Source organism: Serratia sp. DFXYC6 (genome assembly GCF_057196085.1).
The window spans coordinates 2,005,630-2,032,143 of sequence record NZ_JBXUNV010000001.1 but is presented as its reverse complement, the minus strand read 5'-3'; the positions used below and the strand labels follow the sequence as shown (position 1 = coordinate 2,032,143).

The 26,514-nt window shown below is 60.4% G+C and carries 23 protein-coding genes; 11 read left to right on the top strand and 12 right to left on the bottom strand.

The genetic code is table 11. From position 1 onward, the window contains the following. Positions 1 to 14: 14 nt before the first annotated feature. Together ygjK and ygjJ are read right to left on the bottom strand one after the other, a co-directional pair. On the bottom strand, positions 15 to 2,384 hold the full coding sequence (ygjK, locus tag AC2CGQ_RS09955) for an alpha-glucosidase (protein WP_484593643.1): 2,370 nt from the start codon (positions 2,382 to 2,384) through the stop codon (positions 15 to 17). Between the two features lie 17 nt (positions 2,385 to 2,401). After that, positions 2,402 to 3,472 (bottom strand): protein YgjJ, encoded by a 1,071-nt coding sequence (gene ygjJ, locus AC2CGQ_RS09950; RefSeq protein WP_021504841.1) that lies wholly within the window; start codon positions 3,470 to 3,472, stop codon positions 2,402 to 2,404. Positions 3,473 to 3,808: 336 nt separating this feature from the next. Here ygjJ and ebgR point away from each other — a divergent pair, with 336 nt between their 5' ends. The 7 genes from ebgR (at position 3,809) to AC2CGQ_RS09915 (ending at position 11,438) form a co-directional block, all read left to right on the top strand. After that, positions 3,809 to 4,789: a transcriptional regulator EbgR gene (ebgR, locus tag AC2CGQ_RS09945; RefSeq protein WP_076740327.1), complete on the top strand. Its 981-nt coding sequence runs from the start codon at positions 3,809 to 3,811 to the stop codon at positions 4,787 to 4,789. Positions 4,790 to 4,956: 167 nt separating this feature from the next. After that, the gene (ebgA, locus tag AC2CGQ_RS09940) at positions 4,957 to 8,046 is read left to right on the top strand and encodes a beta-galactosidase subunit alpha (protein ID WP_076740326.1); all 3,090 of its coding nucleotides are present in this window, start codon (positions 4,957 to 4,959) and stop codon (positions 8,044 to 8,046) included. Then, positions 8,043 to 8,495: a beta-galactosidase subunit beta gene (locus AC2CGQ_RS09935; protein WP_015377553.1), complete on the top strand. Its 453-nt coding sequence runs from the start codon at positions 8,043 to 8,045 to the stop codon at positions 8,493 to 8,495. The genes ebgA and AC2CGQ_RS09935 overlap by 4 nt, the downstream gene beginning before the upstream one ends. Before the next feature lie 58 nt (positions 8,496 to 8,553). Next, positions 8,554 to 10,056 carry an amino acid permease gene (locus tag AC2CGQ_RS09930; RefSeq protein WP_015377554.1) on the top strand — a complete coding sequence of 501 codons (1,503 nt, stop codon included), beginning with the start codon at positions 8,554 to 8,556 and terminating at the stop codon, positions 10,054 to 10,056. Positions 10,057 to 10,158: 102 nt separating this feature from the next. Beyond that, the gene (locus AC2CGQ_RS09925; protein ID WP_004941008.1) at positions 10,159 to 10,473 is read left to right on the top strand and encodes an ArsR/SmtB family transcription factor; all 315 of its coding nucleotides are present in this window, start codon (positions 10,159 to 10,161) and stop codon (positions 10,471 to 10,473) included. Next, entirely contained in the window at positions 10,470 to 10,799 is a 330-nt protein-coding gene (locus tag AC2CGQ_RS09920) for an SRPBCC family protein (protein WP_015377555.1), read from the top strand. Before AC2CGQ_RS09925 ends, AC2CGQ_RS09920 begins: the two co-directional genes overlap by 4 nt. A gap of 45 nt (positions 10,800 to 10,844) precedes the next feature. Next, complete coding sequence (locus tag AC2CGQ_RS09915; RefSeq protein WP_015377556.1) at positions 10,845 to 11,438, top strand: ATP-dependent Clp protease proteolytic subunit; 594 nt, start codon at positions 10,845 to 10,847, stop codon at positions 11,436 to 11,438. A gap of 5 nt (positions 11,439 to 11,443) precedes the next feature. Here the strand turns inward: AC2CGQ_RS09915 and AC2CGQ_RS09910 are convergent, their stop codons facing one another. From AC2CGQ_RS09910 to AC2CGQ_RS09885, 6 genes are all read right to left on the bottom strand, one after another. Beyond that, positions 11,444 to 12,310, bottom strand: coding sequence for a hypothetical protein (locus AC2CGQ_RS09910; protein WP_015377557.1), 867 nt, complete (start codon positions 12,308 to 12,310; stop codon positions 11,444 to 11,446). A gap of 43 nt (positions 12,311 to 12,353) precedes the next feature. Then, positions 12,354 to 13,106: a fimbrial biogenesis chaperone gene (locus tag AC2CGQ_RS09905; protein WP_322193889.1), complete on the bottom strand. Its 753-nt coding sequence runs from the start codon at positions 13,104 to 13,106 to the stop codon at positions 12,354 to 12,356. Further along, on the bottom strand, positions 13,103 to 14,443 hold the full coding sequence (locus AC2CGQ_RS09900; RefSeq protein WP_484593642.1) for a fimbrial protein: 1,341 nt from the start codon (positions 14,441 to 14,443) through the stop codon (positions 13,103 to 13,105). Before AC2CGQ_RS09900 ends, AC2CGQ_RS09905 begins: the two co-directional genes overlap by 4 nt. A gap of 27 nt (positions 14,444 to 14,470) precedes the next feature. Next, positions 14,471 to 17,002: a fimbria/pilus outer membrane usher protein gene (locus tag AC2CGQ_RS09895; protein WP_484593641.1), complete on the bottom strand. Its 2,532-nt coding sequence runs from the start codon at positions 17,000 to 17,002 to the stop codon at positions 14,471 to 14,473. A gap of 20 nt (positions 17,003 to 17,022) precedes the next feature. Continuing rightward, positions 17,023 to 17,745, bottom strand: a complete 723-nt coding sequence (locus AC2CGQ_RS09890; protein WP_484593640.1) for a fimbrial biogenesis chaperone — start codon at positions 17,743 to 17,745, stop codon at positions 17,023 to 17,025. Positions 17,746 to 17,833: 88 nt separating this feature from the next. Further along, the gene (locus tag AC2CGQ_RS09885; protein ID WP_015377562.1) at positions 17,834 to 18,367 is read right to left on the bottom strand and encodes a fimbrial protein; all 534 of its coding nucleotides are present in this window, start codon (positions 18,365 to 18,367) and stop codon (positions 17,834 to 17,836) included. 375 nt (positions 18,368 to 18,742) lie between these two features. Here AC2CGQ_RS09885 and AC2CGQ_RS09880 point away from each other — a divergent pair, with 375 nt between their 5' ends. After that, positions 18,743 to 19,426 carry a helix-turn-helix transcriptional regulator gene (locus AC2CGQ_RS09880; protein ID WP_232471582.1) on the top strand — a complete coding sequence of 228 codons (684 nt, stop codon included), beginning with the start codon at positions 18,743 to 18,745 and terminating at the stop codon, positions 19,424 to 19,426. A 7-nt stretch (positions 19,427 to 19,433) separates the two neighbouring features. Here the strand turns inward: AC2CGQ_RS09880 and AC2CGQ_RS09875 are convergent, their stop codons facing one another. Continuing rightward, entirely contained in the window at positions 19,434 to 19,904 is a 471-nt protein-coding gene (locus tag AC2CGQ_RS09875; protein WP_243750858.1) for a winged helix-turn-helix transcriptional regulator, read from the bottom strand. Positions 19,905 to 20,083: 179 nt separating this feature from the next. On the opposite strand from AC2CGQ_RS09875, the gene AC2CGQ_RS09870 reads away from it, so the two are divergent. After that, on the top strand, positions 20,084 to 20,509 hold the full coding sequence (locus AC2CGQ_RS09870; protein ID WP_049240239.1) for a tautomerase family protein: 426 nt from the start codon (positions 20,084 to 20,086) through the stop codon (positions 20,507 to 20,509). A 110-nt stretch (positions 20,510 to 20,619) separates the two neighbouring features. Here AC2CGQ_RS09870 and AC2CGQ_RS09865 read toward each other — a convergent pair whose 3' ends face one another. Then, on the bottom strand, positions 20,620 to 21,501 hold the full coding sequence (locus AC2CGQ_RS09865; RefSeq protein WP_484593639.1) for a LysR family transcriptional regulator: 882 nt from the start codon (positions 21,499 to 21,501) through the stop codon (positions 20,620 to 20,622). Between the two features lie 181 nt (positions 21,502 to 21,682). Between AC2CGQ_RS09865 and AC2CGQ_RS09860 the strand changes: the two genes are divergently transcribed. Beyond that, positions 21,683 to 22,627 (top strand): amidohydrolase family protein, encoded by a 945-nt coding sequence (locus tag AC2CGQ_RS09860; protein ID WP_049240237.1) that lies wholly within the window; start codon positions 21,683 to 21,685, stop codon positions 22,625 to 22,627. A 127-nt stretch (positions 22,628 to 22,754) separates the two neighbouring features. On the opposite strand, the gene ychF is transcribed toward AC2CGQ_RS09860, so the two are convergent. Beyond that, complete coding sequence (ychF, locus tag AC2CGQ_RS09855; protein ID WP_033633304.1) at positions 22,755 to 23,846, bottom strand: redox-regulated ATPase YchF; 1,092 nt, start codon at positions 23,844 to 23,846, stop codon at positions 22,755 to 22,757. 334 nt (positions 23,847 to 24,180) lie between these two features. On the opposite strand from ychF, the gene AC2CGQ_RS09850 reads away from it, so the two are divergent. Beyond that, positions 24,181 to 25,710 (top strand): SulP family inorganic anion transporter, encoded by a 1,530-nt coding sequence (locus AC2CGQ_RS09850; RefSeq protein WP_484593638.1) that lies wholly within the window; start codon positions 24,181 to 24,183, stop codon positions 25,708 to 25,710. 20 nt (positions 25,711 to 25,730) lie between these two features. Here the strand turns inward: AC2CGQ_RS09850 and pth are convergent, their stop codons facing one another. Continuing rightward, complete coding sequence (pth, locus tag AC2CGQ_RS09845) at positions 25,731 to 26,321, bottom strand: aminoacyl-tRNA hydrolase (RefSeq protein ID WP_021504829.1); 591 nt, start codon at positions 26,319 to 26,321, stop codon at positions 25,731 to 25,733. Positions 26,322 to 26,514: the final 193 nt, after the last annotated feature.

The following is a 26,514-nucleotide window of genomic DNA, read 5'->3' as shown; positions in this document are numbered from 1 at the left end:
GTGGCCGCCGCGGCTTATTGCGTGAAGAAGTCGTTATACAACATGTACAGATGCGCCGCGCTCCAGGAGAAGTTCGGCGCGCCTTGCTGTTTGCCGGTGAGCGGGTTGTAGTTCTCGCGGATCGGCCCGTCGGCGACCAGGCCGTCGGCGTGGCGGAAGAAGGCCTGCGCCATCGCTACCGCGTCGTCGCGATAGCCGTAGCGTTCCATGCCCTTGAGGCCGAAATACAACTGATCGACCCACACGCGGCCGCGCCAGTAGATGTCCGCGCCGAACGCCGGGTTGGTCAGCGCCGCGGTGCCGAGCGGCACGTAGGTATTGAACTCGCGCGGATCCTTCATCACCCTGACCACCGCATCGGCGTGCGTCTGGCTGGCGGCGCCGTTGAACAGCGGCGACCAGCCTTCCGGCCCTTTGCCGCGTTCGACGATCGGTTTGCCGGCGCAGCCGTTGGCCAACGGCCGGCTTTCGATGCGGATGTCGTAGAAGAAACCGCTCTGCTTGTCGAACATGCAGGTGTTGATGTAGGCCGCCAGCCGGTCGGCTTTGGCGCGGAAGGCGGCGGCTTCCGCGCCGCGGCCCAGAATATCGGCCATCTCCGCCAGGTAGCGGTTATCGCTGTACATATAGCTGGCCTGATCCACCGACTCCTGCAGCAGCGAGTAGCCGAGCAGCGTGCCGTCCGGCGCGCGGTTTTCGGCGAATTTCACCTGCCAGTCTTCGCGTTTGCCGCCCTGCGCCACGTAGCGCGCCAATTGATCCGGATCGATAAAGCCGAATACCGCCGCATCGTCACGGCCCGACTCCCAGGAGGCGGCGGTCTGCGCCGGGATCGCGATGCTGTCGTAATGCCCCTCGCGCACGATGCGATCGTAGTTGTCGAGGCCGGCCAGCGTTTGCTCGCGTTGCCCGCGTTTGACGGTAAACAGCATGCGCCCGTCGGGAGTATTGTGCGCTTTGTCACGGGTGGCGCCGTACTCCGGCACGCCGTTGCCGTTGTGATCGCGGTTGCGCAGCCACCAGTCATGGTAAGCCACCAGCTTCGGGTACATCTCCGCCAGCCAGCCCTTATCGCCGGTGACGCGATAGACCTCCATCACCGCCCAGGCCGCCAGGCTCGGCTTGGTGTTGCGTTCGTTCCAGTTGCCGCCGTCGCCGCCGCGCTCCGGGCTGGGGTTGTAGGCGATAAGGTCGGGCAGGAAACCGGCGTCCCACGGCCGCAAAGCGTCGCCCGGCCGGATCTGGTAGGCGAACACCGCGCGAATGTTGTCCTTGGCCACGTCCGGGTTGAAGTGCGCCATGGCGTAGGCCTGTTTCCAGGTGTCCCACGGCCAGGTCTGGTTGCCGGAGAACCAGCGCCCGGTGACCGACGGGGTGACCGAGTCGAACTTCATCGCCCCGGCGGCGCCGCGCCAGTTGCCGTTCAGCGTTTCTATCGCTTTGACCGCCACACGCGTTTGTTCCGCCGTGGCGTGCGGGTTGCGGAGCCCGGCGGCGAGATAGCGTTCCCAACGCTGGGCCGATGCGGCCATATAGCGCTGCGGGTGAGCGAGGATGTCGGCGATAGCGCGCTGTTCGCGCTGCGCCTCGTCGGCGGTGAGCAGGTGCGAATAGGTGGTGTACAGCGTGGTTGTGCCGGCGATGCGCGCCGTGGCGCGGAAGCGGTGGCCGTCGACCGTGGTGCGCTGCGGCAGCGATTTATGGATCTGATACTCGGACTGGCCGGAGGTCATCAGCTGCGACGGCGCACGCACCTTGCCGAAGGTGACGCGCAGGCCGTCCGCCGTCGGCACAATGCGGCGCGTGTAGTCCGGAAACGCCTGTTCGAGGGTCGCCGGCGGCTGCGGTTTTTGCTCTTTGGCCGCGTAGCGCTCCAGCAATTCGCCATCCCACACCAGCTCCAGCGGCGCATCGGTGATAATTTGCGTCTCCAGCAGCGAGGTGCGCGCACTGGCGAAGCGCAGCGTCAGGTTGACGGTAACCCCCGGCGCGCTGAGCCGCTGCACCAGGGCGCCGGGCAGGCTGTAGGCCGTCATGGTGAAATGCACCGGCTTGCCGTTGCGATACACGCTGAGCCGATCGAAATTGTTGGCCATAAAGTTGATGTATTCTTCGGTCAGCAGCGCCGGGCCGGGGAAACCGCCCATGCCTTCCGGGCCGCTCGGCAACAGGTGGCCGTGCCAGGCGCCGAGATCGAAGAACGGGTTGAAGCGTTGATGATCGTCGAAGTCATAGTCGAGCATAAAATGCGGCGCGCCGTGGCGATCGATAACGTTTGGGTAGCGTTCGGCCTGTGGGGCGGCGGGCGTTTTCGGCGCGCAGCCCGCCAGCGTCAGCGCGAGGGTGAGGGCGGTGGCCAGCGGCGTCAGGGGAGTCATGTTCATCGTAGGGGCCTCAACGGTTACCAATAGAAATATTGCATCAGAAACACCGAGTTGCTGGCGCCGGTGCTGTCATTGCGCATAAAGAATTTGCTGTCCAGCGCGGTGGCCAGCTTACCGCCGGCATATTCGTACCAGACGCCGAACTGGGCGTAGGAGGTGGCGGTATCCGCCGCGTTATCAAACCGGTGGCGGGCGTAGCTGTAGGCGGTGGAGAGGTACAGCCCTTTGGCGGTTTCCGTCATCGCGCTGAGCATCAGGCCCGATTCACTGCCGGGATGGCCGCCGCTGTCGCCTTTGCCGGTGTGGTGCCAGACGCGGCCGGCCAGGTGTTTGCCGCGCAGCCCCAGCAGAAACAGCTGCCCCAGGCCGTCGGTCACCTCCAGGCCGTTCAGCAGCGTCAGACCGTCTTGCAGATCGTACTGGGTGTAGCCGTTGATCATCGCCCGGTAGGTGTATTTGTCGGAGTAGCGGTCGTATTTGCCGAAGTGCAGCAGCGCCTTGCTCTCGTCGATGCGGCTTTCCGGCGCCGCCGTCACGCTGTAGCGAAAGCGCCCGGTCAGGTTTTGCAGCTTGGCGGCGTAGCTGAGATCGCGGGTGTTGGGGATCACGTAGCCGTACTCCGGCGTGAAGTCGCCCCACCATTGCAGATCGTCGAGCGACGAGTCGTTGCGTACGCTGAGCATCATCTCGGTGCCGTCATCGGTACGGTAACCGCCGTAGAAACGGTTCAGGCCCCCCTCGAAGCCGCCCCAGCCGTGTCCGGGCGTCCAGGCGTGGCCCTGGCTGTCGGCCTGCACGGTCCAGCCCTCGCCGTAAATCAGGCCGAACCAATGGCCCTGTTTGATCTCGAGGCCGCCTTCGATGTAGGTGCCGTCGCTGTATTTATGTTGATGTTCGCCGTTCAAATAGACGCTGCCGCCGATGCCGAGCTCGCCGTAAAAGCGCAGGGCGGTCGCGGCGGTTTCGGGCAACGGCGGCGGCGGCAGCTGATTGCGCTCCGCCGGGGTAACGGGTTCCTGCGCCGCCCAGACCGGCGCGCTGAGTATCAGTAACAAGGGCAACAGGGCGTGATGATTTATTGATGTCATGGGGCATGTGCCTGGTGTTGGATGGATCGGTGCGTCAGTCGAACGGCGGCTCACGCAAGGTCGCTCCCGGCTCCTTGGGAGAAGAGATAAAGTCCGCCCGGTCGCGGGCGGTAAACGGCAGGTATATTAGTAAAATATTTAGTAAAAAATACGCTTTAATCAGTAAATCGTTAACTTGATCACAACGGGTGAAATGGGTATCTTTCGCTGCAGGCGCCCGGCAGCGGTTTGCATGAGCGAGCGCTGGCCCGGTCTGGGAAGAGAGGGGCGGGCGGCACTGTACGTTGCGCCGCTATCCGATTAAGCTACCGTTTTTCGTCTGTGCATTGGGACTCTATGGCCACACTGAAGGAAATTGCTGAAGCCGCTAATGTGTCCGTCGCCACCGTTTCGCGCGTGTTGAATGACGACCCCACCCTGAGCGTGAAGGCGCAAACCCGCCAGAAGATCCTGGAAGCGGCGGAGCGCCTCGAATACAAGGTGGCGCCCTCCAAACGGCAAAGCGGACATCGCCTGCATTTCACCGCGCTGTTCACCTATACGCAGGGTGTGGAGATCAACGATCCCTATTACCTGGCGATGCGCTACGGCATCGAAACGCAGTGCGAAAAACTGGGCGTGATGCTGAGCGCCGGTTACGACTTTACCGGCGACAAGGCGCTGCCGGCGGCCGACGGCCTGCTGGTGATCGGCCGGCCACAGCCCGCGCTGTATGAGCAGCTCAGGCTGCAGGAAACGCCGGTGGTGTTTATCGACGGCGTGGTGGACGATGAGCGTTTCGACTGCGTCAATGTCGACCTGTACAAGATCAGCCGCAAGGTGATCGATTACTTCATCGGCCGCGGCTATCAGCGCATCGGCTTTATCGGCGGGCGCGACCATCCGGCCGGCATCGACCAGCGCGAGCAGGCGTTCGTCGAGTATGGCCGGCAGCAAAACGTGGTGCGGCCGCAGGATATTTACCACGGCGATTTCAGCAGCCAGTCGGGCTACCAGTGCGCCAAAGCGATGTTGCAGAGCAAGAATGGCTATCCGCCGGCGCTGCTGGTGGCGACCGATTCGATCGCCATCGGCGTGCTGCGCGCGCTGCACGAACACGGCGTCCAGGTGCCGGGGCAGATTGCGCTGATCAGCGTCAACGACATTCCCACCGCCCGTTTTATTTTCCCCGCCTTGTCCACGGTGCGCATCCCTTCGGAAACCATGGGCGCACAGGCCGTTAATCTGCTGGCGGAGCGGCTGCGCGATGAGCGCGCGGTCCCGCTGTCGATCTTCGTTCCCAGCTCGCTGCAGCTGCGTGACACCACCGTCGCCTGACCGGCCCCCGCCTCGGCGGGGGGCGTTGGCGCTCAAAATTAACGTCATGATAAAAAAAGGCATTTGAGATTTATTGTGATCCTGTCGTCATTTGGTAAATATCGGCTGTAGTTTTTACTAAATATTTACTATCGTTTCCGCATTGCACAGGTGTCGGGAGACGTGACGTGAATAATTGGGAAAACATTGAAAAACAGTCGGAGCACCGGTTGGCGCCGCGCGCGAGCTTCTTCAGCTACGCGGACGCCGGGCAGGCGCTGAGCTTCGATCGCAACGCCAGCCGGCGTTTCCAACTGCTGAGCGGCCGCTGGCGCTTTCGGTTCTTCGAGCACCCGGCGCAGGTGCCGGCGGCGTTTTACCGTGAGCCGATGAGCGACTGGGGCGATATGGCGGTGCCGGGCATGTGGCAGCTGGAAGGGCACGGCCACCTGCAGTATACCGATGAGGGCTTCCCGTTCCCGATCGACGTGCCTTACGTGCCGACCAACAACCCCACCGGCGCCTATCAGCGCCACTTTACGCTCGACGCCGGCTGGCGGGACCAGCAAGTGCTGATCAAATTCGACGGCGTGGAAACCTACTTCGAGGTGTACGTCAACGGCCATTATGTCGGCTTCAGCAAGGGCAGCCGACTGTGCGCCGAATTCGACATCAGCCCCTATGTGCGGCAGGGCGAGAACCTGCTGTCGGTGCGGGTGATGCAGTGGGCCGACTCCACCTACATCGAAGATCAGGACATGTGGTGGATGGCCGGCATCTTCCGCGACGTTTATCTGATCGGCCAGAACGCCACTCATCTTCACGATCTGACGCTGGTCACCACCTTCGATGAACGCTATTGCGACGCGCAGTTGGCGATCGACGCCGAGCTGCGCCATCTCGGATCGCCGGCCGCCGAGGGCTGCCGCCTGCAGGCGCAGCTGTTCGACGGCGATCGCTGCGTGGCGGAGCAGTGGCGCGACGATCTGCGCATCGAGCGGGCGCTGATCTGCCGTTTCGAGCTGCCGGTCAGCCGCCCGCAGCAGTGGAATGCGGAAAATCCCTATCTGTATCAGCTGTTGCTCAGCCTGTATGACGGCGCCGGCAACCTGCTGGGCGTGGTGCCGCAGCGGGTGGGCTTCCGCGAGATCGCGGTGCGCGACGGGCTGATGTACGTCAACGGGCGTTACCTCAAACTGCACGGCGTTAACCGCCACGATCACGATCACCGAAAAGGGCGCGCCGTCGATATGGCGCGGATGGAGCGCGACATCGTGCTGATGAAACAGCACAACATCAACTCGGTGCGCACCGCCCATTATCCCAACGATCCGCGTTTTTACGAGCTGTGCGATCTCTATGGCCTGTTTGTGATGGCGGAGACCGATCTGGAGAGCCACGGCTTTGCCAACGTTGGCGATCTGAGCCGCATTACCGACGATCCGCGCTGGGAGCAGGCTTACGTCGAGCGCATCGAGCGCCACGTGGCGGCGCAGAAAAACCACCCGTCGATCATCATCTGGTCGCTCGGCAACGAGTCCGGCTACGGGTGCAACATTCGCGCCATGGCCCGGCGCTGCAAGGCGCTCGATCCGACCCGCCTTATCCACTACGAAGAAGATCGCGACGCCGAAGTGACCGACGTGATCAGCACCATGTATTCCCGCGTGGCGATGATGAACGCCTTCGGTGAATACCCGCACCCCAAACCGCGCATTCTGTGTGAATACGCCCACGCCATGGGCAACGGCCCCGGCGGGCTGTTCGAATACCAGTCGGTGTTCAACCGTCACGCCAGTTTGCAGGGGCACTATATCTGGGAATGGTGCGATCACGGTCTGCTGAGCCACGACGAGCAGGGGCGCGAGCGCTACCAGTACGGCGGCGATTACGGCGACTACCCGAACAACTACAACTTCTGCATGGACGGCCTGATCTACCCGGACCAGCGCCCCGGCCCCGGCCTGCGTGAATATCAGCAGGTGCTATGCCCGGTGGAAGTGACGGCGGAAGAAGGCGCAGGCGACGTGCTGCGGGTGAAAAACCGCTACTGGTTCAGCTCGCTGGCGGACATCACGCTGAAGGTCAGCGTCAAGACCGACGGCCGCCAGGTGGCGAGTTACGAATTCAAGCTGCCGCATCTGCAGCCGGGCGAGAGTGAAGACATGCACCTGCCGGTGCTGGCGCTGGGGCAGGGGGAAACGCTGATCGACGTGGCGGTGCATAAAGACAGCGCCACCCGCTACAGCGAGAGCGGCCAACTGCTGGGGCATTACCAGCATCTGCGCCAGGCGGCGACGCGGCTACCGGCTCCACCGTTGGCCGATGCGCCGGCGCTGCAATGCCGCGAGGAAAATCATCAGCTGCTCGTCAGCGGCGGCCGGTTCCAGCTGGCGTTCTCGCTGCTGAGCGGCGAACTGCTGTCGTGGCGGGTAGACGATGAAGAAATGGTGGGGCGCGCGCCGCGCATCACCTTCTTCAAACCGGTGATCGATAACCATAAACAGGAATATGAGGGGATTTGGTTGCCGTATCACTTCCCCATCATGCAACAGCATTTCCGCCGCCTTAGCCGGCAATGGCAGGGCGAAGATCTGCTGATCGAGGTGCGCAGCCTGATCGCGCCGCCGGTGTTCGACTTCGGCATGCGCTGCACCTATCGCTGGCGCATCTCTCCGCAGGGCTGTGTCAGCCTGGATCTGGCCGGGGAGCCTTACGGCGATTTCCGGCAGGTGATCCCGAAAATCGGTCTCGATTTCGGCATCAGCCGCCGCTTCGAGCAGGTGGAGTACTACGGCCGCGGGCCGGGTGAGAACTACCGCGACAGCTGCCGGGCCAACCTTATCGGCCGCTACCGGCAGCGCGCCGATGCGCTGTTCGAACACTATCCGTTCCCGCAGGACAACGGCAATCGGCAGGACGTGCGCTGGCTGAGCCTGCAGGACGCGGCGGGCAAGGGGATCTTCATCCAACCGCGGCGGCCGATCAACTTCAGCCTGTGGCCGTACAGCGCCGAGATGCTGCATCGGGCTCAGCACATCAACGAGCTGGAGCCTGACGATTGCCTGACGCTGAACCTGGACGATCAGGTGCTCGGTCTCGGCTCCAACTCCTGGGGCTCCGAGGTGCTGGATACCCACCGGGTCTATCTGGCGCCGTTCAGCTACGGCTTCACGCTGGTGCCGTTCGACGGCCGGCAAACGGACGGCGCCACGCTCGCCGGTTATGACTTCGCGCCGGCCCCTCATCACCCGCAGTCTGCGGAGGAAAACGCATGATCATTCTCGAATCCCTGACGGAGTTTCAGCGCATTTATCACAGCGGCAAGAAATGGCTGCGCTGCATGGAGGCGATCGCCAATGTCGATCGCATCAGCCCGAACGTGTGCCATTCGATCGGCGACTCGCTGACCTATCGGCTGAGCGTCGGCGCCGGCCGGCAGCACGGCTGGCTGGAAGGCAACCGCCGCTACTTCGACGTGCACTACTACCTCGAGGGAGAAGAGATCGTCGAAGTCGCCGACAAACGGGCGCTGACGACGGTGGCGCCCTATCAGGACGAAACCGACCGCGAGTTTTTCAGCGGCGAAGGCGAGAGGCGCCGGGTCGGTAAAGGCAACGTGGTGATCTTCGAAAACCACCAGGCTCACCGCTTCAAAGAAAGCGGCAAGGTAAAAAAAGTCATTTTAAAAGTGACGGTGGAAGACAGCTATTTCATCAACAAATAGCGCGACCGCCGATCGATAACAACAAACCGAAGTCCCCTACACCATTCGGAGAATCTCTATGGCTGCGTCGAACAGAAACACCATCGGCAAGTTTGGCCTGCTGTCGATGACGTTTGCGGCAGTGTTCAGTTTCAACAACGTGATCAACAACAATATTCAGCTCGGCATCGCCTCGTCGCCGGTATTCCTGGTGGCGACGATCATTTACTTCATTCCCTTTTGCCTGATCATCGCCGAGTTCGTCTCGCTCAACCGCAACTCCGAGGCCGGCGTCTATGCCTGGGTCAAAAGCGCGCTCGGCGGGCGCTGGGCGTTTATCACCGCCTACACCTACTGGTTCGTGAATCTGTTTTTCTTCACCGCGCTGCTGCCGCGCGTCATCGCCTACGCTTCTTACGCGTTCTTGGGCTATGACTATGTGTTTACGCCGCTGACCACGGCGATCATCAGCATCTTCCTGTTCGCCTTCTCGACCTACATCTCCAACAGCGGCGCGAAACTGCTGGGGCCGATGACCTCCGTCACCTCGTCGCTGATGCTGCTGCTGACGTTTTCCTACATCATCCTGGCGGGCGCGGCGGTGCTGGGCGGCATCGAGCCGGCCGATCCGATCAACGTGCAGGCGATGACGCCGAACTTCAACTGGGCGTTCCTCGGCATTACCGCCTGGATCTTCCAGGCGGCGGGCGGGGCGGAATCCGTGGCGGTGTACGTGAACGATGTGAAAGGCGGCAGCCGCGCCTTCGTGAAGGTGATCATCGTTTCCGGGCTGTTCATCGGCGTGCTGTATTCGGTGTCATCGCTGCTGATTAACGTATTCGTGCACCGCACCGACCTGCATTTTACCGGCGGTACGGTACAGGTGTTCGAAGGTTTGTCGGCGCACTTCGGCCTGCCGACGGTATTGATGAACCGCTTTGTCGGCATCGTTTCCTTCACCGCCATGTTCGGTTCGCTGCTGATGTGGACGGCGGCGCCGGTGAAAATTTTCTTCACCGAGATCCCGAAGGGCATTTTCGGCGAGAAAACCATCCGCCTGAACCGGCACGGCGTGCCGACGCGCGCCGCCTGGATCCAGTTCTTCATCGTTATCCCGCTGATGCTGATCCCGACGCTGGGCTCCAGCAGCGTGCAGGATTTGATGAACACGCTGATCAACATGACCGCCGCCGCCTCGATGCTGCCGCCGCTGTTCATCATGCTGGCCTACCTGAATCTGCGTCTGAAGTACGATCGGGTGGCGCGCGATTTCAAAATGGGCTCGCGCCTGCAGGGCATCGCCATCGTCAGCGTGCTGATCGCCATCTTCACCGTCGGCTTCTTCGCCTCGACGTTCCCGACCGGCGCCAGCATCATGACCATCGTGTTCTATAACGTCGGCGGGCTGGTGGTGTTCCTCGGCTACGCCTGGTGGAAGTACAACCGCTACTCAAAGACTCTGAATGCCGAGGCGCGCTACCACGAAGACATGCCGCTGGCGCGTCTCGCGCTGGAAGCGCAGGAGGGGGCGCCTGCCGGTCAACCGGCGCTGACCACGCCCGCATGCAATAAACCGCTGTAATTGCTCACCTCTCGACTCCGCGCCCCGGCGCGGAGTCTCGCCTTGCGAAAAAAATCTGCCTCTGCGTTTGCATAATACATAAGTGAATACTAATGTGTTTGTATGAACGAAAATGACATCTTCAAGGCGTTGGCCGATCCGACCCGCCGCAGCATCTTCGACAAACTCGCTGTCGCCAGCATGAACGCCAGTGCGTTGCGCGAAGGGCTGCCCATCAGCCAGTCGGCGATGTCGCAACACCTGGCGGTGCTGCGTAACGCCGGACTGGTACGCGAGACGAGGCAGGGGCGCTGCGTCAATTACCAGGTCGACCCGGAAGGGCTGGCGCAGATCGCCCAGTGGCTGGCGAAGTACCGCGCCTACTGGCCGGCGCGCATCGACGCGCTGCAAACTTTGCTGAAGGACATGGATCAATGAACAAACAGGCTGAGCGGCCGCCGCGCGACCGGCTGGTGTTGGAATATTCGCTCGAGGCGCCGCCGGAAAAAGTGTGGCGGGCGCTCAGCGTTCCCGAATTGCGTGAGCAGTGGCTGCCGACGGGGGATCTGGCGCAGGCCGAGCCGCTGGCCGCCACGCCGGGCGAGGCGGTGAGCTATCGCTTGCGCGACGACCAACCGCCGTTTCTCGAAAGCGTCGTCACCCTGCAGATCGTGCCGGACGCCGGCGGCGGCAGCCTGCTGCGGATTATCCACCAGCTCGATGCCGCCAACGATGGCCCGCCGACGGTGATGCGCGCCGCCTGACGCGTTAAACACATTTCCCTTTGTTGCCAACCCAGGAGTTCACCGATGCGTGAGAAGATGATGCTCGTCCCGATGGTGGTGGAACAGACCAGCCGGGGAGAACGTTCCTTTGATATTTATTCGCGTCTGCTGCGCGATCGGATCGTGTTCCTTAACGGCGAAGTCAACGACGACGTGGCCGAAATGCTGTGCGCCCAGCTGCTGTTTCTGGAGGCGGAAAACCCGGAAAAACCCATCCATCTTTATATCAACTCGCCGGGCGGAGTGATCACCAGCGGGTTGGCGATTTACGACACCATGCAGTATATCCGCGCCCCGGTGCATACGCTGTGCATGGGCACCGCGCGCTCGATGGGCTCGTTCCTGCTGATGGCCGGCGAATCGGGGCACCGCATGGCGCTGCCTAATGCCAGCCTGCACGTGCACCAGCCGCTGGGCGGCTTTCAGGGGCAGGCCTCCGACATCTTGATCCACGCCGAAGAGATGAAGCGCACCAAAGACACGGTGATTCGGTTGTATGCCCAACATTGCGGCCTAAGTTATGAAGAGGTGGAGCGGGTGTTGGATCGCGATCGCTTTATGACCGCCGACGAAGCGGCGGCCTGGGGGCTGATCGATCGGGTGCTGCGGGCGCGCTAAAGGGCTCAGGAGTGCGTGGCGGATTGTAGCGTTTGCCAAACCCGTTCAAGTCCGAATTCGACCATCGCGAAATAGAGACTAAAATAGCGCTCCGCCATGATGAAGAACGAACTGTTGAGTTCGATCACCACATTATTGGTGGTGGTCAGCAGGCCGGATTTTTCCGCCGCCTGCAGAATGCGGTTCACGTGCGCGCGTGAGACGGAGCAGGACTTGGCGATTTTCGCCGAGGAGAGCAGCAGAAAGGGGGAGTCCTGTCGGATGCTTTCGATAAACAACATCAACAGCACCATGTGGCCAGCATCTTTGCTGATGAACAGCGCGGATTGCGGCACCAGGTCGATCAGGTAGACCTCCTTGAGCATCAGTTGCCCGTAGGCGGCGAAAAAGGTGGACAGAAAGTCGGGCGCCGCCAGCAGCGCCGCGATGGGCATCTGTGGCGCCAGCGCCTGATAAGGGCGCGCCATTGAGGCGATCAGCGCCTGGGTTTCCGCCAGCGCGTGCGGCGTAGGCTTATAGCGTAACTGGCGTTTGTCATGTTCGCAGGGTTTGACCTCCAGCCGGCGCCCGACCCGTAAAAAGAACAGAAAGGAATCCAGGGAATTCTCGCTGATCATATTCTTCCCTTTGAAAAAGGCTTTGATGTCTTTCAGCGCGGCGGCGTGCTGGTGGTAATAAATGGACAGGATGGTGGAGCAGATGATGAACCGGCTGTTCCTGAAAATGATTTTGTAAAACAGCGGATGCTTCTTGTAGGTCTCCCTCAATAATTCCCCGTGTTTGACGATGGCGGCGTGGAACGCCGGTGACTGCCTGATGATGTTGGCCTGTTTCTCCAGGTGAAACTGTAGCTGGAATCTGCTTAGACTCATTTTCCCTATTTCCTGTACTTAAAAAATGTGCTGCTTTTTATCGTTATGGGTTTGCTGTGTATGGCTTGACGATCTGTTGGCCCTGGTCGTTGATGAGAGTGGCCTGAACGGTGACCTGAGAAGGGAGTGTCGGCGCTGCAACGCCGTCCAGGTGATAATCTCGCGTGCTGAACGGCGCGGTCATCATGTCGCTTTCTTGCCGCACCGGGTAATCGCGCCTGTCGGCGTGCACGGCGATGCGCGCGAACGAGAGATAAAACGCCGATCGGTTTTGACAGCGCAGCAGATAACCGTCCGGCGATTTTTGCAGCGTGAATGAGACGGCCTCGGCCGCGTTCTCGGCTTTCCCCTGCAGCGCTCTGGGCCGGTAGAAGATCTTCATCTGGGTGTTCATCGCCAGCGTCACGCGCGACGCCAGCGGCGGCGTGGTCGGCGGGTTAGGCGGGATCTCATACAGGTTGAGCCAGAATACCGACTCCCGGTCGGTGGGCAGGTTAGCGCCGGCAAACAGGATGCGCAGCCCTTTCAGCGCAGAAGGCGGCAGGGCGAAAACGCTGGGCAGGGTGACAAACGGCGCGCGGGACAGTTCGGGGGCGGCGTTGACGTCACCGTTATCGACCCAGGTTTGCGCCACGATCGGGTAGCCGTTGGTGTTGAGCAGCATCAGGGTTTTTTCCGTCTCGCCCTCATGAAAGATCACCCGCGTGGCGGAGGCGATGATGCCCGCCTGCGCGCCGATGGAAGCCAGCGCCAGCAGCAGGGCGCATCCCATCGTCAGATATTTCTTTCTCATCATTGAACCTTAACCCAAACGTAGGCCCTGGCGTCCACCTTGCCGGCGGTGACGGTTTGGCCGGGCAGCCGGGCGAGCGTGGCGGTGAGCTGGGTGGTGTAGTGGGTAAACCCCGCCGCGGTGCTGCCGCCGCCGCTGGCGCCGTTGAGCACCGGGTACCAGCCGGCGTCGTTGCCCTGCGGGCATTGCCCGGCGCTGCAACGCGCCCAGCCGACAAAGTTCATCGGCGCGCCGTTGCCGGCGTTGGCGAGCGCGATGCCCACGCCGGTGGCGATGCTGCTGTCAGTGCCGTAGCCGCTGGAGAGCAGGTAGCTCACGCCGCCGTTGGCGCTGACCAGCCCGAGCTGCTGCGCCGCGACATAGCTTTCATACGGTACCTGCAGGCCGAGGGCGGTATTGTTGCTGCTGACGCCGGACACGGCGGCGTTGTCGCATTCGATATTGATAGTGAACTGCGCCTGTGAGGTTTGCCCGGCGGTCAACTGGCTGACGGAAATGGTCGGCAGGATCACCAGCGGCGTGACGTTGCGCGCCACGCAGGTGGCGGTATAGGTCAATGAGGAGATCGGTGCGGTGCCCATGCCCATCGCGTTCCAGCGCCCGGTGCCCCAGGTGGCGTAGTTGGTGGCGGAATCGCTGCCGATAGGATCCGAAGCGATGCCGGGCCCCTGAAAGGTAACATAGCCGTTCGGCTGCGTGCAGGTATAGTGCGAATTGCCGGTGGTCGACGCCATGCCCACCAGCGGGTTGCCGGCGCTGTAGCCGCAGTAGTTGCTGGCGCCCGCGCCCGGCAGCGAGCTGATGCGGATCAGATCGGCGCGGATGGCGCTGAAGTCTTTCACCCGGATCTGGATTTTGTTGCCGACGGTGGCGTAGCGGGTAATCGGCGCCGACTGCCAGTAACGGGTAAAAACCTTGCCGGAATCCAGGTGGGTCAAACGGATGCCGACGTAAGGGAAGTAGGTGGCGTAATAGTTGGGGTTGCCGTCCCTGGCGCCCAGATCGAAATAGCCGCCGACGCGATCGTCGCCGTTGGTGGCGAAGACTTCATAAATTTGCCCGACATCGCCTGCATCGCATTCATACAGCACCTTGTTGGGATCGGGATAACGGGTGCCGGAGGTCAGATCGAACACGCTGGTGCCGAGCGGCGTGCCGACGGGCTGCAGGTAAGTGCTGGTCAGGTTGACCCGGCCCAGCGCCGTGCCCACCCCGCAAGGATCGCAGCCGGAGTCGATCCAGGGGGCGACCCGCGTGCATTGCGCCAGCGCCGCGGGGGCGCCGAACAGCGACAGGGCGAACAGCGCCGGGGCGGCGACCAGATAAGAAATGTGTTTCATCGTCTCTCCTGAGATCAGTTAAACGGGCTAGCGGCATGGGGCGCTGAGCCGCTGAATCGGGCTGTCTTCCGCGGCGGGCAGGCGATAATGCAGCGTGCACTGCTGGCCGGGCGCGTCGCCCCAGTTCAGCGTCAGTTCGCCGGCGCTCCGATCGCTGCGTAGGTACACCTGGTTGGCCTGGCCGACCATGCCCACGCTGTTGCCTGCCGCGTCAAGGACGTTGGCGCCCATCGGGATCGGTGCGTTATCGGGCCGCTGTGCGGTGATCAGCAGCGCCTGGCCGCGCACGGTGTTGAAGCGCAGGCGCACCGTGGCACCGGCATAAGGAGCCACGCGCCGCTGGCCGTCTTCCAGTTCCGCTTTGTCGTTCATGCCCTCGGGGTTCAGTGCGACGGTGTTGTAGTGATAGGGCACCAGCGACGGCGCCAGCGCATAGCCGAAGCGATCGACGCGCGCGCCCTGGCCGTCCATCACCCGTGCGCCGCTGGCGCCGGGCGCTTCGATCAGGGCGAAGGTGTCGCCGACATACGGCCCTAATGTCACGCCGCCGCGGTGCGCCACCACCGCGCCCTGCAGCGACAGGGAGCCTTGTCGGTACTGGCGCGCGGTGGAGAACGAGCCGGTGACGTTGGCGTAAGGCAGGCGGGTTTGCAGGTTGCCGCCCCAGACGCTTTGTTGGCGATCGTCGTCGGTGGTGAAGTTCAGGCCGTAACTGACCGGCTGTTCGTCGCCGACGCTGCCCGACAGCGCAGCCTGATAGTTGCCGCCCTGACCCTGGCTGTGGTTGGCCAGCAGCGAGACGCTGGGGGCGGATGATGAACGCCCGAGCGGGAAGCTCAGCGACAGGGCGGTGACGGTCTGCGCGTTCTGCGCCAGCGGCGCGCTGTAGACGTTATCCAGCGGCCCGTAGCCGCGGTAGTCGCCGTTGCTGTAGCCCAGGCTGCGGGTGCGGGTGACGGAGAGGTTAAGCGCCACGCCGTTGCCGAAGGTTTTCCCCCAGCCCAGCTGGAGCTGATTGTCGCGGCCGCGCTGATCGCGGTAGTCCTGAGTCGAGCCGGACATCGTCAGGCTGCCGAACGCGCCCATGCCCTGATTGACGGCCACCTCGAAACGCGAACGCTGGTGGTAGGAGTCGGACTGCCAGTTTTGGCCGGTAACGGCGGCGCGCCGCACGCCGAGCACGTCGCTGAGATCGCGAAAGCCTTCGGTAGAGTAGCGGTAGCCGGCGATGGATAGCGTGGTGTCCGTCGGGCTGAAAGTTCGGCTGTAAGAGAGGTGCAGCATCCAGCCGGAGGCGCCGCCGTCCGGCAGGCTGGCGTGGGAATAGGTGGTATCCATGCCGAAGGCGCCCAGCCAGCTGCTGTACACGCCGCCCAACATCATCGCCTGGTAGCCGTCCGCCAGCTGATTGCCGAGGTTGAAGGTCAGGGCGTTGGTCAGGCCGTGCTGCCAGGTCACTTCGCTGAACAGATCGTTGTCGCCGACGTAGCGGGAACGGCCGACGATGGCGGAGTAGCGCGACTGGCCGGGGCGAATGGATTCCGGCACCGCGGCGAACGGCACGGTGAAGGTGCTGACGCTGCCGTCGGCTTCGGTCACCACCACGGTCAGATCGCCGGCGTAGTTGGTGGCGTACAGATCGTTGATGGCGAACGGCCCCGGCGCCACGGTGGTTTCGTACAGCGTGCTTTTACCCTGCAGCACCGTCACGCGCGCGTTGCTTTTCGCCACGCCGCGCACCACCGGCGCATAGCCGCGCTGTGAATCCGGCAGCATGCGATCGTCCGAGCTGAGCTGAATGCCGCGAAAGCCCAGGCCGGAGAAGAAGTGCCCGTCGGTAAAGCCTTCGCCCAACAGCATTTCGCTGCGCCAGGGCAGGATTGCGCGCTGCACGTAGCGGCGGCTGGTGTCCAGGTGACCGCCGAACTCCCGATCGTAGCGGTAGCTGGACTGCTGGCGGTAGCGCCAGAGCCCGAGGTTGAACCCGCCGTTCAGGTTGGCGTAGGTCGAATCGAGATCGCGGGTTTGCCCCTGCCGGTAGCTGACGTGGTACTGGTTGAGGTTGTAATTGACGAAGGCCATTGATTCGCCGCTGTCCAGGCTGGCGGGATTGACGCTGCCGCGCGGCCGGCCGTTCAACAGCGCCTGCGGAATGCTGAGATCCAGCCGCAGCCGCGAGATATCGGCGTTCACCATGATGTCCTTCAGATCCCGGCCGGGCAGCAGGCATGCCGTTTTGGCCGCCGGCGGATTTTTCAGCCCGAAGCGCGTCAGCTGCGGCCGATCGAAACAGGGCAGCACCTGCTGGCCTGCGCGCACGAAGCGAATTTGATCGCGCTCGAGAAACTGGCCGTTGAGGTACAGATCGATCTGATAGCTGCCGGGGGCGACGGCGTCCTGCTGGTTGAACTGGCTCAGGGCGCTGTTGCTCAGCACGCTGCCGCGCAGCAGCGCGGGATCGAAGGTGTAGCCGTCGGCGGCGGCGCAGCCCAACGGCAGCGCCAGCAGCGCGCAGCACCAGCGTGCGGGCAACGGCGTCGCCTTGCGGACATCGAACATGAAAACCTCCCTGTCTGGTTTCAGCGCGCGACGTTCAGGGTGCGCGTGATTTCCACCCCGTAGTCATTGATGACGCGCAGCGCGACCTGCCGCACTTCCCCGTTCACAGGCCAATTGGCCTGTGAAAACGGCGGGATCAGATCCGCCTGCGGAATGGCGCTGCGCTTCGCACCGCTCAGAATTACCGCCTGGCTGACGTTGGCGTAGTAGCCGGTCGGGTTGTCGACGCGCAGCGCGTTGCCGACCTGACGCAGGCTAAGGCGATCGATGACGTGGTTGGCGTCGCCGGCCAGCCCGGCCGGGCGATAGAACACTTTCAGCCGGTTGGTGACCACCAGCAGCAGTTTGTTCTTGTCGCTGTCCGTCTGACGCACGGCGGGGACCTGCAGGAAGTTGAGGTGGAACAGCGATTCGCGATCGCGCGCCAGCGGCTGGCCGACGAACGACAGCCGCACCATTTGCCCGCTGTGCGGATCCATGCGGAAGATTTGCGGCGAGGCGACAAAGGGCGCATCGGCGTTTTCCGGCGTGGACTGCGGGTTGTTGATGTCGAGCCAGATCTGCATCAGCGCCGGGGCGCCGTCATCGTTGGTGAACTGCAGCGTTTTCTCCCGCGCCTCGGCGGGGTAGATCACGCGGTTGCCGAGCAGCGTTACGCTGGCCAAGGCGTGGGTGGCGGCAAAACTCATCAGGCAAAGCGACAGGGCGGCCCATCGGCGGGCGGAACGGGATATCTGCGGCATAAACGTGAACCGATAAAGAAGCGAGTCATTCAGCGCCGTCCGCTAAGGAACGGCGCTGGCATCAACAGGTATGGCGCCTGACGCCGGCTTATTTGTAGCTAATGGCGAACTGGGCGGTGGCGATCACCGAACCGGCCGCCACGCCGGTGTCTTCCGCGTAGTAGCGGGCCACCAGGTTCTGCGAGGTGGAGGTGGCGTCTTTCGCCAGCGTCATCGCCGACGTGGTGACGGTCGAACCGCTGGCGAATGACAGCGGCGTGGTGGCGTCGCTGTCCAGCAGTTGAATGGACACCTTGGCCGCATCGCCCGCGTTGCCCAGATTGCCGTTGGTGGTCGGGTTGTTGCCCGCCAACACGGTTTTGATCGCCGTATCGCTGGTCGCCGCCGCACAACCCGTGACGTTAACGGTAAAGGTGGTGTCGCCGGCGGTGGCGCCTTTGGTGGCGAGTTTGCTGGCGGCGACGGTTGGCAGCAACACGACCGGGTTGGATTGGTTGCCGTTAATATTCACCGAACAGGTTTGCGTGCTGACTTCGCCTTTGAATTGCACGGTATTGGACGAGGCGGCCGCACAGGCGCCGGAGAGAGCCAGCATGGATAATGCGACTAATTTAACATTCATGTGAAATACCCTTTAATTAACTTTAGAGAAAAGCTTTCCTGACAGTAATAAATTACTGACGTGCGTTTGTTGATTAATCATGTTGCGCAATTGTTTTTTAAACGCGTCGGCAAACATGGATTTTCATCCTAACAAACTAAGAATTTTCCCTATAGGTGTTTTCCGCATGGTAATAAGTTTGCGATGCGGGTTGTTACATTTATTTTCATTTTTGCTTATATCATACAAAATGGAAAATAGATCTATATCATTGCGTTGCGTTTTTATTGGATCGTCGGCTTTTGTTTATGAAATAATTTGAAACATTCATGCCTTTTTTGCGTATTAATCAAAGTGCTGGCTGTTGCGTGATTATTTGAAAAACATGTTATCAAGATGTTTTATATCGGTGTGCTTTGCAGGCGAATTACCCCAAAAAAGAGCAGCGACAAGCCGCCTGAGGTGTGGAAGCATACTTTCACGCTGATAAGGAGAATTAAAGTGAGAGTGATTTATATCGACGGTTCGCCGCTGTGCTGTTTGGGGATGAAAACATTATTGGGAGAAGGAGTGATAACCTTATCCTCGCCCAATATTAATATTATTAAAAATATAAGCCCTGCGCCTGATTTAATTATCATGGATTTTCCCCATGAAATTTACCGGTTCGAAGCGTATTTGCGATTTATTCACGCCTCACGTGCTGAATATGAAGGCGTCCGGATACTGTTCTTCGTCGATAAGACTTCGCCGCTGATCCTGGCATTTATCGCGGCGGCGCAGCCGGATGCGATTTTGCACAAACGGGAAGCGCTGCGGGTGGTGCGGGAAACCTGCGCGGCGCTAGTCCGCCGTGAAGAGACGGGCGAACGGCGCGTGGTGAGCCGGCATCGGGCGGCGGCGATCACGCCTGGCGAGGCGGCGGTGTTGTGTGAAACCGCCCGTACGGAAGATATCCGCCAGACTGCGCGGCGGCTGAATTTGCACCCGAAAACCGTTTATTCGCACCTCAACAATGCCGGCAAGAAGTTCGGCATCCGTAATCGGGTGGAACTGCTGAAGATGATTGCGCTGCTGTAGCGCGCCGTTAACAGGCCTGGCCTACGGCCAGCCGCCATCGCGTGATCTCATCGGCGCCGGGCCCGGCGGCCAGCGCCAGGCTTTGCGGCGGCAGAGATTCGCCGGTCACGGCATCTACCACGCGCAGGGTGGCGGGGTGGCCGGTCACGCGGTCAACTACGCGCAGCGGCGGCCCGGCCAGCTCGGACAGATTCCATTTGTCGCCAATCTGAATCATCGCCATCACCAGCAGCCCGAGATCTTTTCCCTTCTCCGTCGGCAGATACTCGTAGCGATCGGGACGCGTCTGGTATTGCCGCTTTTCGATAAGGCCGTGGCTTTCCAGGGCCTTGAGGCGATCGGTCAGCGTATTGTTGGTGATGCCGGTCGATTGGCGCAAATCGTCATAGCGCGAGAGCCCCAGCAATAGATCGCGCATGAGAATCGCGCCCCAGCGATCGCCCAGTGCCGACAGCACGTGCGCCACCGAGCACGTCATACCTTCAAACCCTTTTGCTTTCACGTTGCCTTACCTCCGCTTGCCGCCTGATTGCCGAGAATGTTATCGCCTCGGCTTGATAACTTCAATAATTGGAGTTATTACTCTTATTATTGGAGTTTTCGTTTAACAACGGCTGATGGCCTGAACGCCGGCCGGAAAACCTAGGAGACAACGCGATGCCACTGTGGCAGATCTACCACCCCGAACCGGCCTTCAGCGCCGCCGATAAACGCGCGATTGCGCAGAAGGTCACCGCCCTGTACCAGGACTTTTTGCCGCGTTTCTACGTCAACGTCTTCTTCCATGCGTTGCCGACAGGTTCGGCCTATCTTGGCGGCGAACCGGCCGATGACTTCGTGCGCGTGACCATCGACCATATCGCGCGCGCCATGGACAACGACGCGGAGCAGCAGCAATTTCTGGCGGCCTGCACCCGCATCCTGCAACCCTACATCGCCGCACGCGGGCTGCGCTGGGAGCTGCACGTGGACGAAACGCCGTTCCCGCTGTGGACGATAGACGGATTGAAACCGCCGGCGCCGGGAACGGCGGCCGGGGAGAGGTGGCGCAAGGAGAACCGGCCTTCGGCGTGGGAGGGGTAGCGGCGTCTTCGGAATGCCCAATGCTTAAAGGCAGCTATGAGTGTCGGTTTTGATCTTCGCGTTCAAAGAGGGGCGAGATTAAGCGTGGGGGGAGGAGAAATCGACGAAAGTCATAGACTACTTTTTACATCTGATATGAAGGCATTAACGATGGCGGATTTTTCATTCTCACGATAGATGAAAAAAAACTCAGTCACGTTATCGACACCGGGGATCGCTCTGTAGGTAATGTTAGGCAGCTTGATTGAGGATAGTGTAGAAGGAACGATAGCGATGCCCAGGCCAGAAGCCACCATGGCGAGCACGCTTAGTGTGCTGTCCAGCCGATAGGAAACCTGGACGTCTTCTTCAAGAATGGCTTTCAGGATACGAAGCTGGCCATCGTCTCCGCTGTTTTCCGAGTAGATGATAAAGTCTCGTCCCGAGAGGTCTTCTTTTTTCAAGGTCTCTTTTTTCGCCAGATCGGAGTCTTCCTGAATCACGACGACCCAGTCAAACTTTTTAATGGGTATAAGGCCGAGCCCCGGTGGGATTTTGAGATCCAGATTGGGGCAGTAGCTGACGTCGATATTTCCGTTGACGATCTCATCGATTTGTTTCCAGTAAGACATCTCTTTGGCGCGGAAGTTAACGCCGGGATGATCTGCTTTAAATCGATGAATATCGGCGGTGACTAATCCCGCCGCGACGGCATTGCCGACAAATCCGATGCGCACATTGCCATTCTCACCTTTCGCTGCTGCTTTGGTTTCGTCAAGCGCGCTTTTTATTTTTTCATAAATATCCGGTGCATTTTTTAAAAATATCTCTCCTACTTCGGTAAGTTCGACATTGCGGTTGGTGCGAATAAAAAGTGGTGCACCAATTTCTTCTTCCAGCGCTTTTATCTGCATGCTGAAAGCCGACTGTGTAACATGAATTCGCTTAGCCGCCTTGCCGAAATGTTTTTCTTCAACGAGAGCCAGGAATGCCTGGATATGGCGAAAATTCATGGATTAGATTCCTGCATCAGTTGTTCAAAAAAATGAATTGGATATATAGCGACCATGAAAATACACTCTAATAGAACTCACGTTAAAGTGTAGATTATTTCTGGAATGCGGGTTAGTCAACAACACTCAGCATGTTGCTATCTGTTTCAAAGACCGAATATATGCATAGTGGAGGCGTTAAATGAATTCATTAGCCAGAATCGATGTTCATACTCACCTGGTCCCACCTTTTTGGGGCAGCGCGCTGCCCAGCCACGGCGGCGATCCATCCGGTTGGTCTCTGCCCAAATGGACGGCGGACGACCATCTGGGCTATATGGACAAACAGCAAATAGCGACCAGCGTCCTGTCGTTAACCGCGCCGAGCGTGGTTGGCTGGGAAGGCCAGGCGCGCCGCGATATGGCCAGAAAAGTCAATGAGTATACGGCGGATCTGGTGGCGAAATACCCTACGCGGTTTGGTAACTTCGCGACAGTGCCGTTGCCGGACGTTGAGGGGGCGGTGCTGGAAGTGGAGTATGCGCTGGATGTGCTGAAAGCCGATGGCGTGGTGTTATTAACCAACTATGAAGGGGTTTATTTAGGGGATAAAAAGTGGGCTCCGCTTTGGGCTGCACTAAATCAACGCTCTGCCGTTGTTTTCATTCACCCTGGTCATCCCATCATGGATTTGCTGGATGGCGTTCCGGGTCCCTTGGTTGATTATCCGTTTGATACTGCCCGCAATGCCGTCCATATGGTGTTGAACGGCATTATGGACAATTATCCTAACGTGAAAATTATTCTTTCGCATGCCGGCGGATTCCTGCCTTATGCCGTTCTGCGCTTTACATTGCTGGCGGAATCGCTTAATCCAAATGGGCCGTCAGCTCAGGAATTGAACGATAAATTTAAGCGTTTTTATTTTGATACCGCATTGTCTTCCGGCCCGAATGCATTTTCCAGCCTGCTGACGTTTGCGAATCATAACAATATTCTGTTCGGCAGCGATTATCCTTATGCGCCTGAGTCCGTCGCCGCTAAGTTTAATCATATTCTCGACGCCGAGACAAACCTGACGGATGCCCAGAAAGCAAGTTTCAACCGGAATAACGGTCTGGCGCTTTTCCCTCGATTAAATAAATAAAGGTTCTGCTGGGGCGATGCCGCACTGCTTCAAGCGCTGGTGGGTTCCTTCCCGAAAACAAAAAATCCACGCCGAAGCGTGGATTTTTCCGTTTCCGGCAGCGGAGAGAAACGCTGCGGGGAAGGGGTTAGACGTTGAACAAGAAGTTCATCACGTCGCCGTCTTTGACGATGTAGTCTTTACCTTCGGAACGCATTTTGCCGGCTTCTTTGGCGCCTTGCTCACCCTTGTAGGTGATGAAGTCGTCATAGGAGATGGTTTGGGCGCGGATAAAGCCTTTCTCGAAGTCGGTGTGGATCTTGCCGGCCGCCTGCGGGGCGGTGGCGCCGACCGGGATGGTCCAGGCGCGCACTTCTTTCACGCCGGCGGTGAAGTAGGTTTGCAGGTTCAGCAGCTCGTAACCGGCGCGGATCACGCGGTTCAGGCCCGGCTCTTCCAGGCCCAGCTCGGCCATGAACTCGTCGCGCTCTTCGTCTTCCAGCTCGGCGATATCGGATTCCACAGCGGCGCACACGGCAACTACCACGGAGCCTTCGGCATCGGCGATTTTACGCACGGTGTCCAGGTACGGGTTGTTCTCGAAGCCGTCTTCGTTGACGTTGGCGATGTACATGGTCGGCTTCAGCGTCAGGAAGCTCAGGTATTTGATCGCCGCTTTGTCTTCCGCAGTCAGATCCAGCGCGCGCAGCATGCCGGCGTTTTCCAGGTGCGGCAGGCATTTCTCCAGCGCCGCCAGCTCGGCCTTGGCGTCTTTGTCGCCGCCTTTGGCTTTTTTCTGCACGCGGTGGATAGCGCGTTCGCAGGTGTCCAGGTCAGACAGCGCCAACTCGGTGTTGATGACGTCGATATCTTCGGCCGGATCGACCTTGTTGTTGACGTGAATGATGTTGTCGTTCTCGAAGCAGCGCACCACGTGGCCGATGGCTTCGGTTTCGCGGATGTTGGTCAGGAACTGGTTGCCCAGGCCTTCACCTTTAGACGCGCCTTTCACCAGGCCGGCGATGTCGACGAATTCCATGGTGGTTGGCAGAATGCGCTGCGGCTTGACGATCTCGGCCAGCTTATCCAGACGCGGATCGGGCATCGGCACCACACCGGTGTTCGGTTCAATGGTGCAGAACGGGAAGTTGGCTGCTTCAATGCCCGCTTTGGTCAACGCGTTGAACAGGGTGGATTTGCCTACGTTAGGCAGGCCGACGATACCGCATTTGAATCCCATGTTGTAATCACCTTAAATATCTTAACTATCAGCTGGTTAGATTTAACCGACTGCATAAAGGGCAAAATAATGCCGCCATTATACACGTAATGGGCGTTTATCTCGATCAGACTTGCTTGGCCGGGGCGAACGCAGCGCGGACGGCCGGTTTTTATTTGAGATTTGGATCACATTTACCCATACTGGCCATTCCGATTAACCGACAGGAAACGCGCCGGATGTATTTCTTGCCTACGCCACCCTGAGCTGTGCCCGCCTGCACTCTGCCGCCCCTTGCGGCTCCCCATACCCGCTACGCGGGGAGATGATGTCATCTGTCATAAGTGAATAATGCATGTTTAATCTGAGTAACGTCAGGATCGCGGACGTTAAAAATGAAGTCCTGGCGGGCTTTGTGGTGGCGGTTTCGATGATCCCCGAGGCGGTCGGCTTTTCGCTGGTCGCCGGTCTTTCGCCAATTGTCGGCTTGCATACCGCGTTTATTATCGGCCTGGTCACGGCGCTGTTCGGCGGCAAACCGGGCATGGTTTCCGGCGCCGCCGGCTCCATTGTGGTGGTGCTGATGAGCCTGGCGGCGCAGTACGGCATGGGTTACGTGCTGTGGGCCACGCTGTTTGCCGGGGCGATTCAAATCCTGATCGGCGCCTTCCGGCTGGGCAAGTTCATTCGTCTGGTGCCGCTGCCGGCGATCCACGGCTTCGTCAACGGCCTGGCGATCGTCATCATGCTGGCGCAGCTGAAGATGATCGCCGGGCAGGGGCCGCTGATGTACGGCCTGGTGGCGCTGGCGATTGCGGTGGTGGTGCTGTTCCCGCGCCTGACCAAAGCCATTCCGTCTTCGCTGGCGGCGCTGCTGGTGGTCTCGGCGTTGGCCATCGGCCTCAACCTGCACACGCTGCGGGTGGGCGATCTGGCGGACATTTCCGGCGCGCTGCCGCACTTTAGTCTGCCGACGGCGCCGTTTACCCTGGAGATGGTGCGGGTGGTGCTGCCCTATGCGGTGGTGATCGCCCTGGTCGGTTTGATTGAATCGCTGCTGACCATGACGGTGCTGGATGAAATGGGCGGCAAGAAGGGCAACGGCAATCGCGAGAGTATCGCGCAGGGCGCCGGTAACGCGGTATGCGGCCTGTTCGGCTGCTTCGCCGGCTGCGCGATGATCGGCCAGTCGATCATCAACTTCACCTCGGGCGGGCGCGGGCGCATCTCCGGTACGGTGGGCGCCATCCTGCTGATTCTGTTCGTGGTCAGCCTGTCGCGCTATATCGGCCTGCTGCCGGTGGCGGCGCTGGCCGGGGTGATGCTGGTGGTGTGTTACAACACCTTCGAGTGGAGCTCGCTGCGCCGCTTGCGCCGCATGCCGAAAGCCGACGCGCTGGTAATGATCGTCGTCACGCTGATCACCATCTTTACCGATCTGGCGGTGGCGGTGATCAGCGGGGTGATTATCTCAGCGCTGGTGTTCGCCTGGCAGCAGGCGCGCATCCGCGTGCGCCAGCGGCAGGTGACGGGCGACGTGGCGGTGTATCAACTGGATGGCCCGCTGTTCTTCGGCTCCGCCGCGGCTTTCGCCGAGCTGTTCGATCCGCAGAGCGATGCGCAGAATGTGGTGCTGGATTTTGCCGGCACCCGGGTGATGGATTCCAGCGGCGTGGAGGCGATCGATAAGCTGACGGCGCGTTATCTGGCGGCGGGGAAAAGCATTCGTCTGCGCCACCTGAGCAGTGACTGCGTGCGCCTGCTCAAGCGCGCCGGGCCGTTCTGCAGCCATGAGCTGGACGATCCGCAGTATTACGTGGCGGAAGAGGGCTTCACCGCCGATGAGCGCCGCGTGGGCGAGGAAACCTTCAACCCGCGCGGCTAAAAGCAGGCAGCGGGCAGGGTTCAGGCCTGCGCCTTGAAGCTGTGCAGGCGCTGAACGGTTTTTTCCAGCCCGTCCTTCATCAGCATTTCGGTGCAGCGCAGCGACTCGTCGATCGCTTCGTCAATCATCTTCTGTTCGCTGGCCGGCGGCTTGCCGAGCACGAAGCCCACCACCTTGTTCTTGTCGCCCGGATGGCCGATGCCGATGCGCAGGCGATAGAAGTTCGGGTTGTTGCCGAACTTGTTTTGGATGTCTTTCAGGCCGTTGTGGCCACCGTTGCCGCCGCCGAGCTTGATTTTGGCCACGCCGGGCGGCAGATCCAGCTCGTCGTGCGCCACCAGGATCTCGCTGGGTTCGATGCGGTAGAAGTTGGCCATCGCCAGCACCGCTTTGCCGCTCAGGTTCATGAAGGTGGTCGGCACCAGCAGGCGCACGTCGTTGCCCGCCAGGTTCAAACGGGCGGTGTAGCCGAAGAACTTGCTCTCTTCTTTTAACTGCTGATTGTGGCGCTGGGCCAGCAGATCGACGTACCAGGCGCCGGCGTTGTGGCGTGTCTGGGCGTATTCCGCGCCCGGGTTGGCGAGACCGACTATCAATTTAATACTGCTCACTGGGAGATTCGCTATGATCAGGGTAATGGAAAGGGCCTTAGTCTACCTGTCGGGGCGATGAATGACAAAACCCGATCTCTGCCGTCACCCTGGGTAAGAAAAACGAATGATTCATTAGCTGAATAATTCAATTTGTCCGCTAATTTTCAGCGCCGTGTTAAGAAGTGTCAATAATTCTTTACCATTTGTGATC

Coding starts and splice junctions, on each gene's coding strand:
- AC2CGQ_RS09935 (WP_015377553.1), top strand. CDS start 8,043: ATGATCATTCTCGAATCCCTGACGGAGTTTCAGCGCATTTATCACAGC.
- AC2CGQ_RS09915 (WP_015377556.1), top strand. CDS start 10,845: ATGCGTGAGAAGATGATGCTCGTCCCGATGGTGGTGGAACAGACCAGC.
- ychF (WP_033633304.1), bottom strand. CDS start 23,846: ATGGGATTCAAATGCGGTATCGTCGGCCTGCCTAACGTAGGCAAATCC.
- AC2CGQ_RS09870 (WP_049240239.1), top strand. CDS start 20,084: ATGCCACTGTGGCAGATCTACCACCCCGAACCGGCCTTCAGCGCCGCC.
- ygjK (WP_484593643.1), bottom strand. CDS start 2,384: ATGAACATGACTCCCCTGACGCCGCTGGCCACCGCCCTCACCCTCGCG.
- AC2CGQ_RS09900 (WP_484593642.1), bottom strand. CDS start 14,443: ATGAAACACATTTCTTATCTGGTCGCCGCCCCGGCGCTGTTCGCCCTG.
- AC2CGQ_RS09850 (WP_484593638.1), top strand. CDS start 24,181: ATGTTTAATCTGAGTAACGTCAGGATCGCGGACGTTAAAAATGAAGTC.
- AC2CGQ_RS09875 (WP_243750858.1), bottom strand. CDS start 19,904: ATGACGTGCTCGGTGGCGCACGTGCTGTCGGCACTGGGCGATCGCTGG.
- AC2CGQ_RS09880 (WP_232471582.1), top strand. CDS start 18,743: ATGTTTTATATCGGTGTGCTTTGCAGGCGAATTACCCCAAAAAAGAGC.
- AC2CGQ_RS09860 (WP_049240237.1), top strand. CDS start 21,683: ATGAATTCATTAGCCAGAATCGATGTTCATACTCACCTGGTCCCACCT.
- ygjJ (WP_021504841.1), bottom strand. CDS start 3,472: ATGACATCAATAAATCATCACGCCCTGTTGCCCTTGTTACTGATACTC.
- ebgR (WP_076740327.1), top strand. CDS start 3,809: ATGGCCACACTGAAGGAAATTGCTGAAGCCGCTAATGTGTCCGTCGCC.
- AC2CGQ_RS09905 (WP_322193889.1), bottom strand. CDS start 13,106: ATGATGAGAAAGAAATATCTGACGATGGGATGCGCCCTGCTGCTGGCG.
- AC2CGQ_RS09890 (WP_484593640.1), bottom strand. CDS start 17,745: ATGCCGCAGATATCCCGTTCCGCCCGCCGATGGGCCGCCCTGTCGCTT.
- AC2CGQ_RS09920 (WP_015377555.1), top strand. CDS start 10,470: ATGAACAAACAGGCTGAGCGGCCGCCGCGCGACCGGCTGGTGTTGGAA.
- AC2CGQ_RS09885 (WP_015377562.1), bottom strand. CDS start 18,367: ATGAATGTTAAATTAGTCGCATTATCCATGCTGGCTCTCTCCGGCGCC.
- AC2CGQ_RS09925 (WP_004941008.1), top strand. CDS start 10,159: ATGAACGAAAATGACATCTTCAAGGCGTTGGCCGATCCGACCCGCCGC.
- AC2CGQ_RS09895 (WP_484593641.1), bottom strand. CDS start 17,002: ATGTTCGATGTCCGCAAGGCGACGCCGTTGCCCGCACGCTGGTGCTGC.
- AC2CGQ_RS09930 (WP_015377554.1), top strand. CDS start 8,554: ATGGCTGCGTCGAACAGAAACACCATCGGCAAGTTTGGCCTGCTGTCG.
- AC2CGQ_RS09865 (WP_484593639.1), bottom strand. CDS start 21,501: ATGAATTTTCGCCATATCCAGGCATTCCTGGCTCTCGTTGAAGAAAAA.
- AC2CGQ_RS09910 (WP_015377557.1), bottom strand. CDS start 12,310: ATGAGTCTAAGCAGATTCCAGCTACAGTTTCACCTGGAGAAACAGGCC.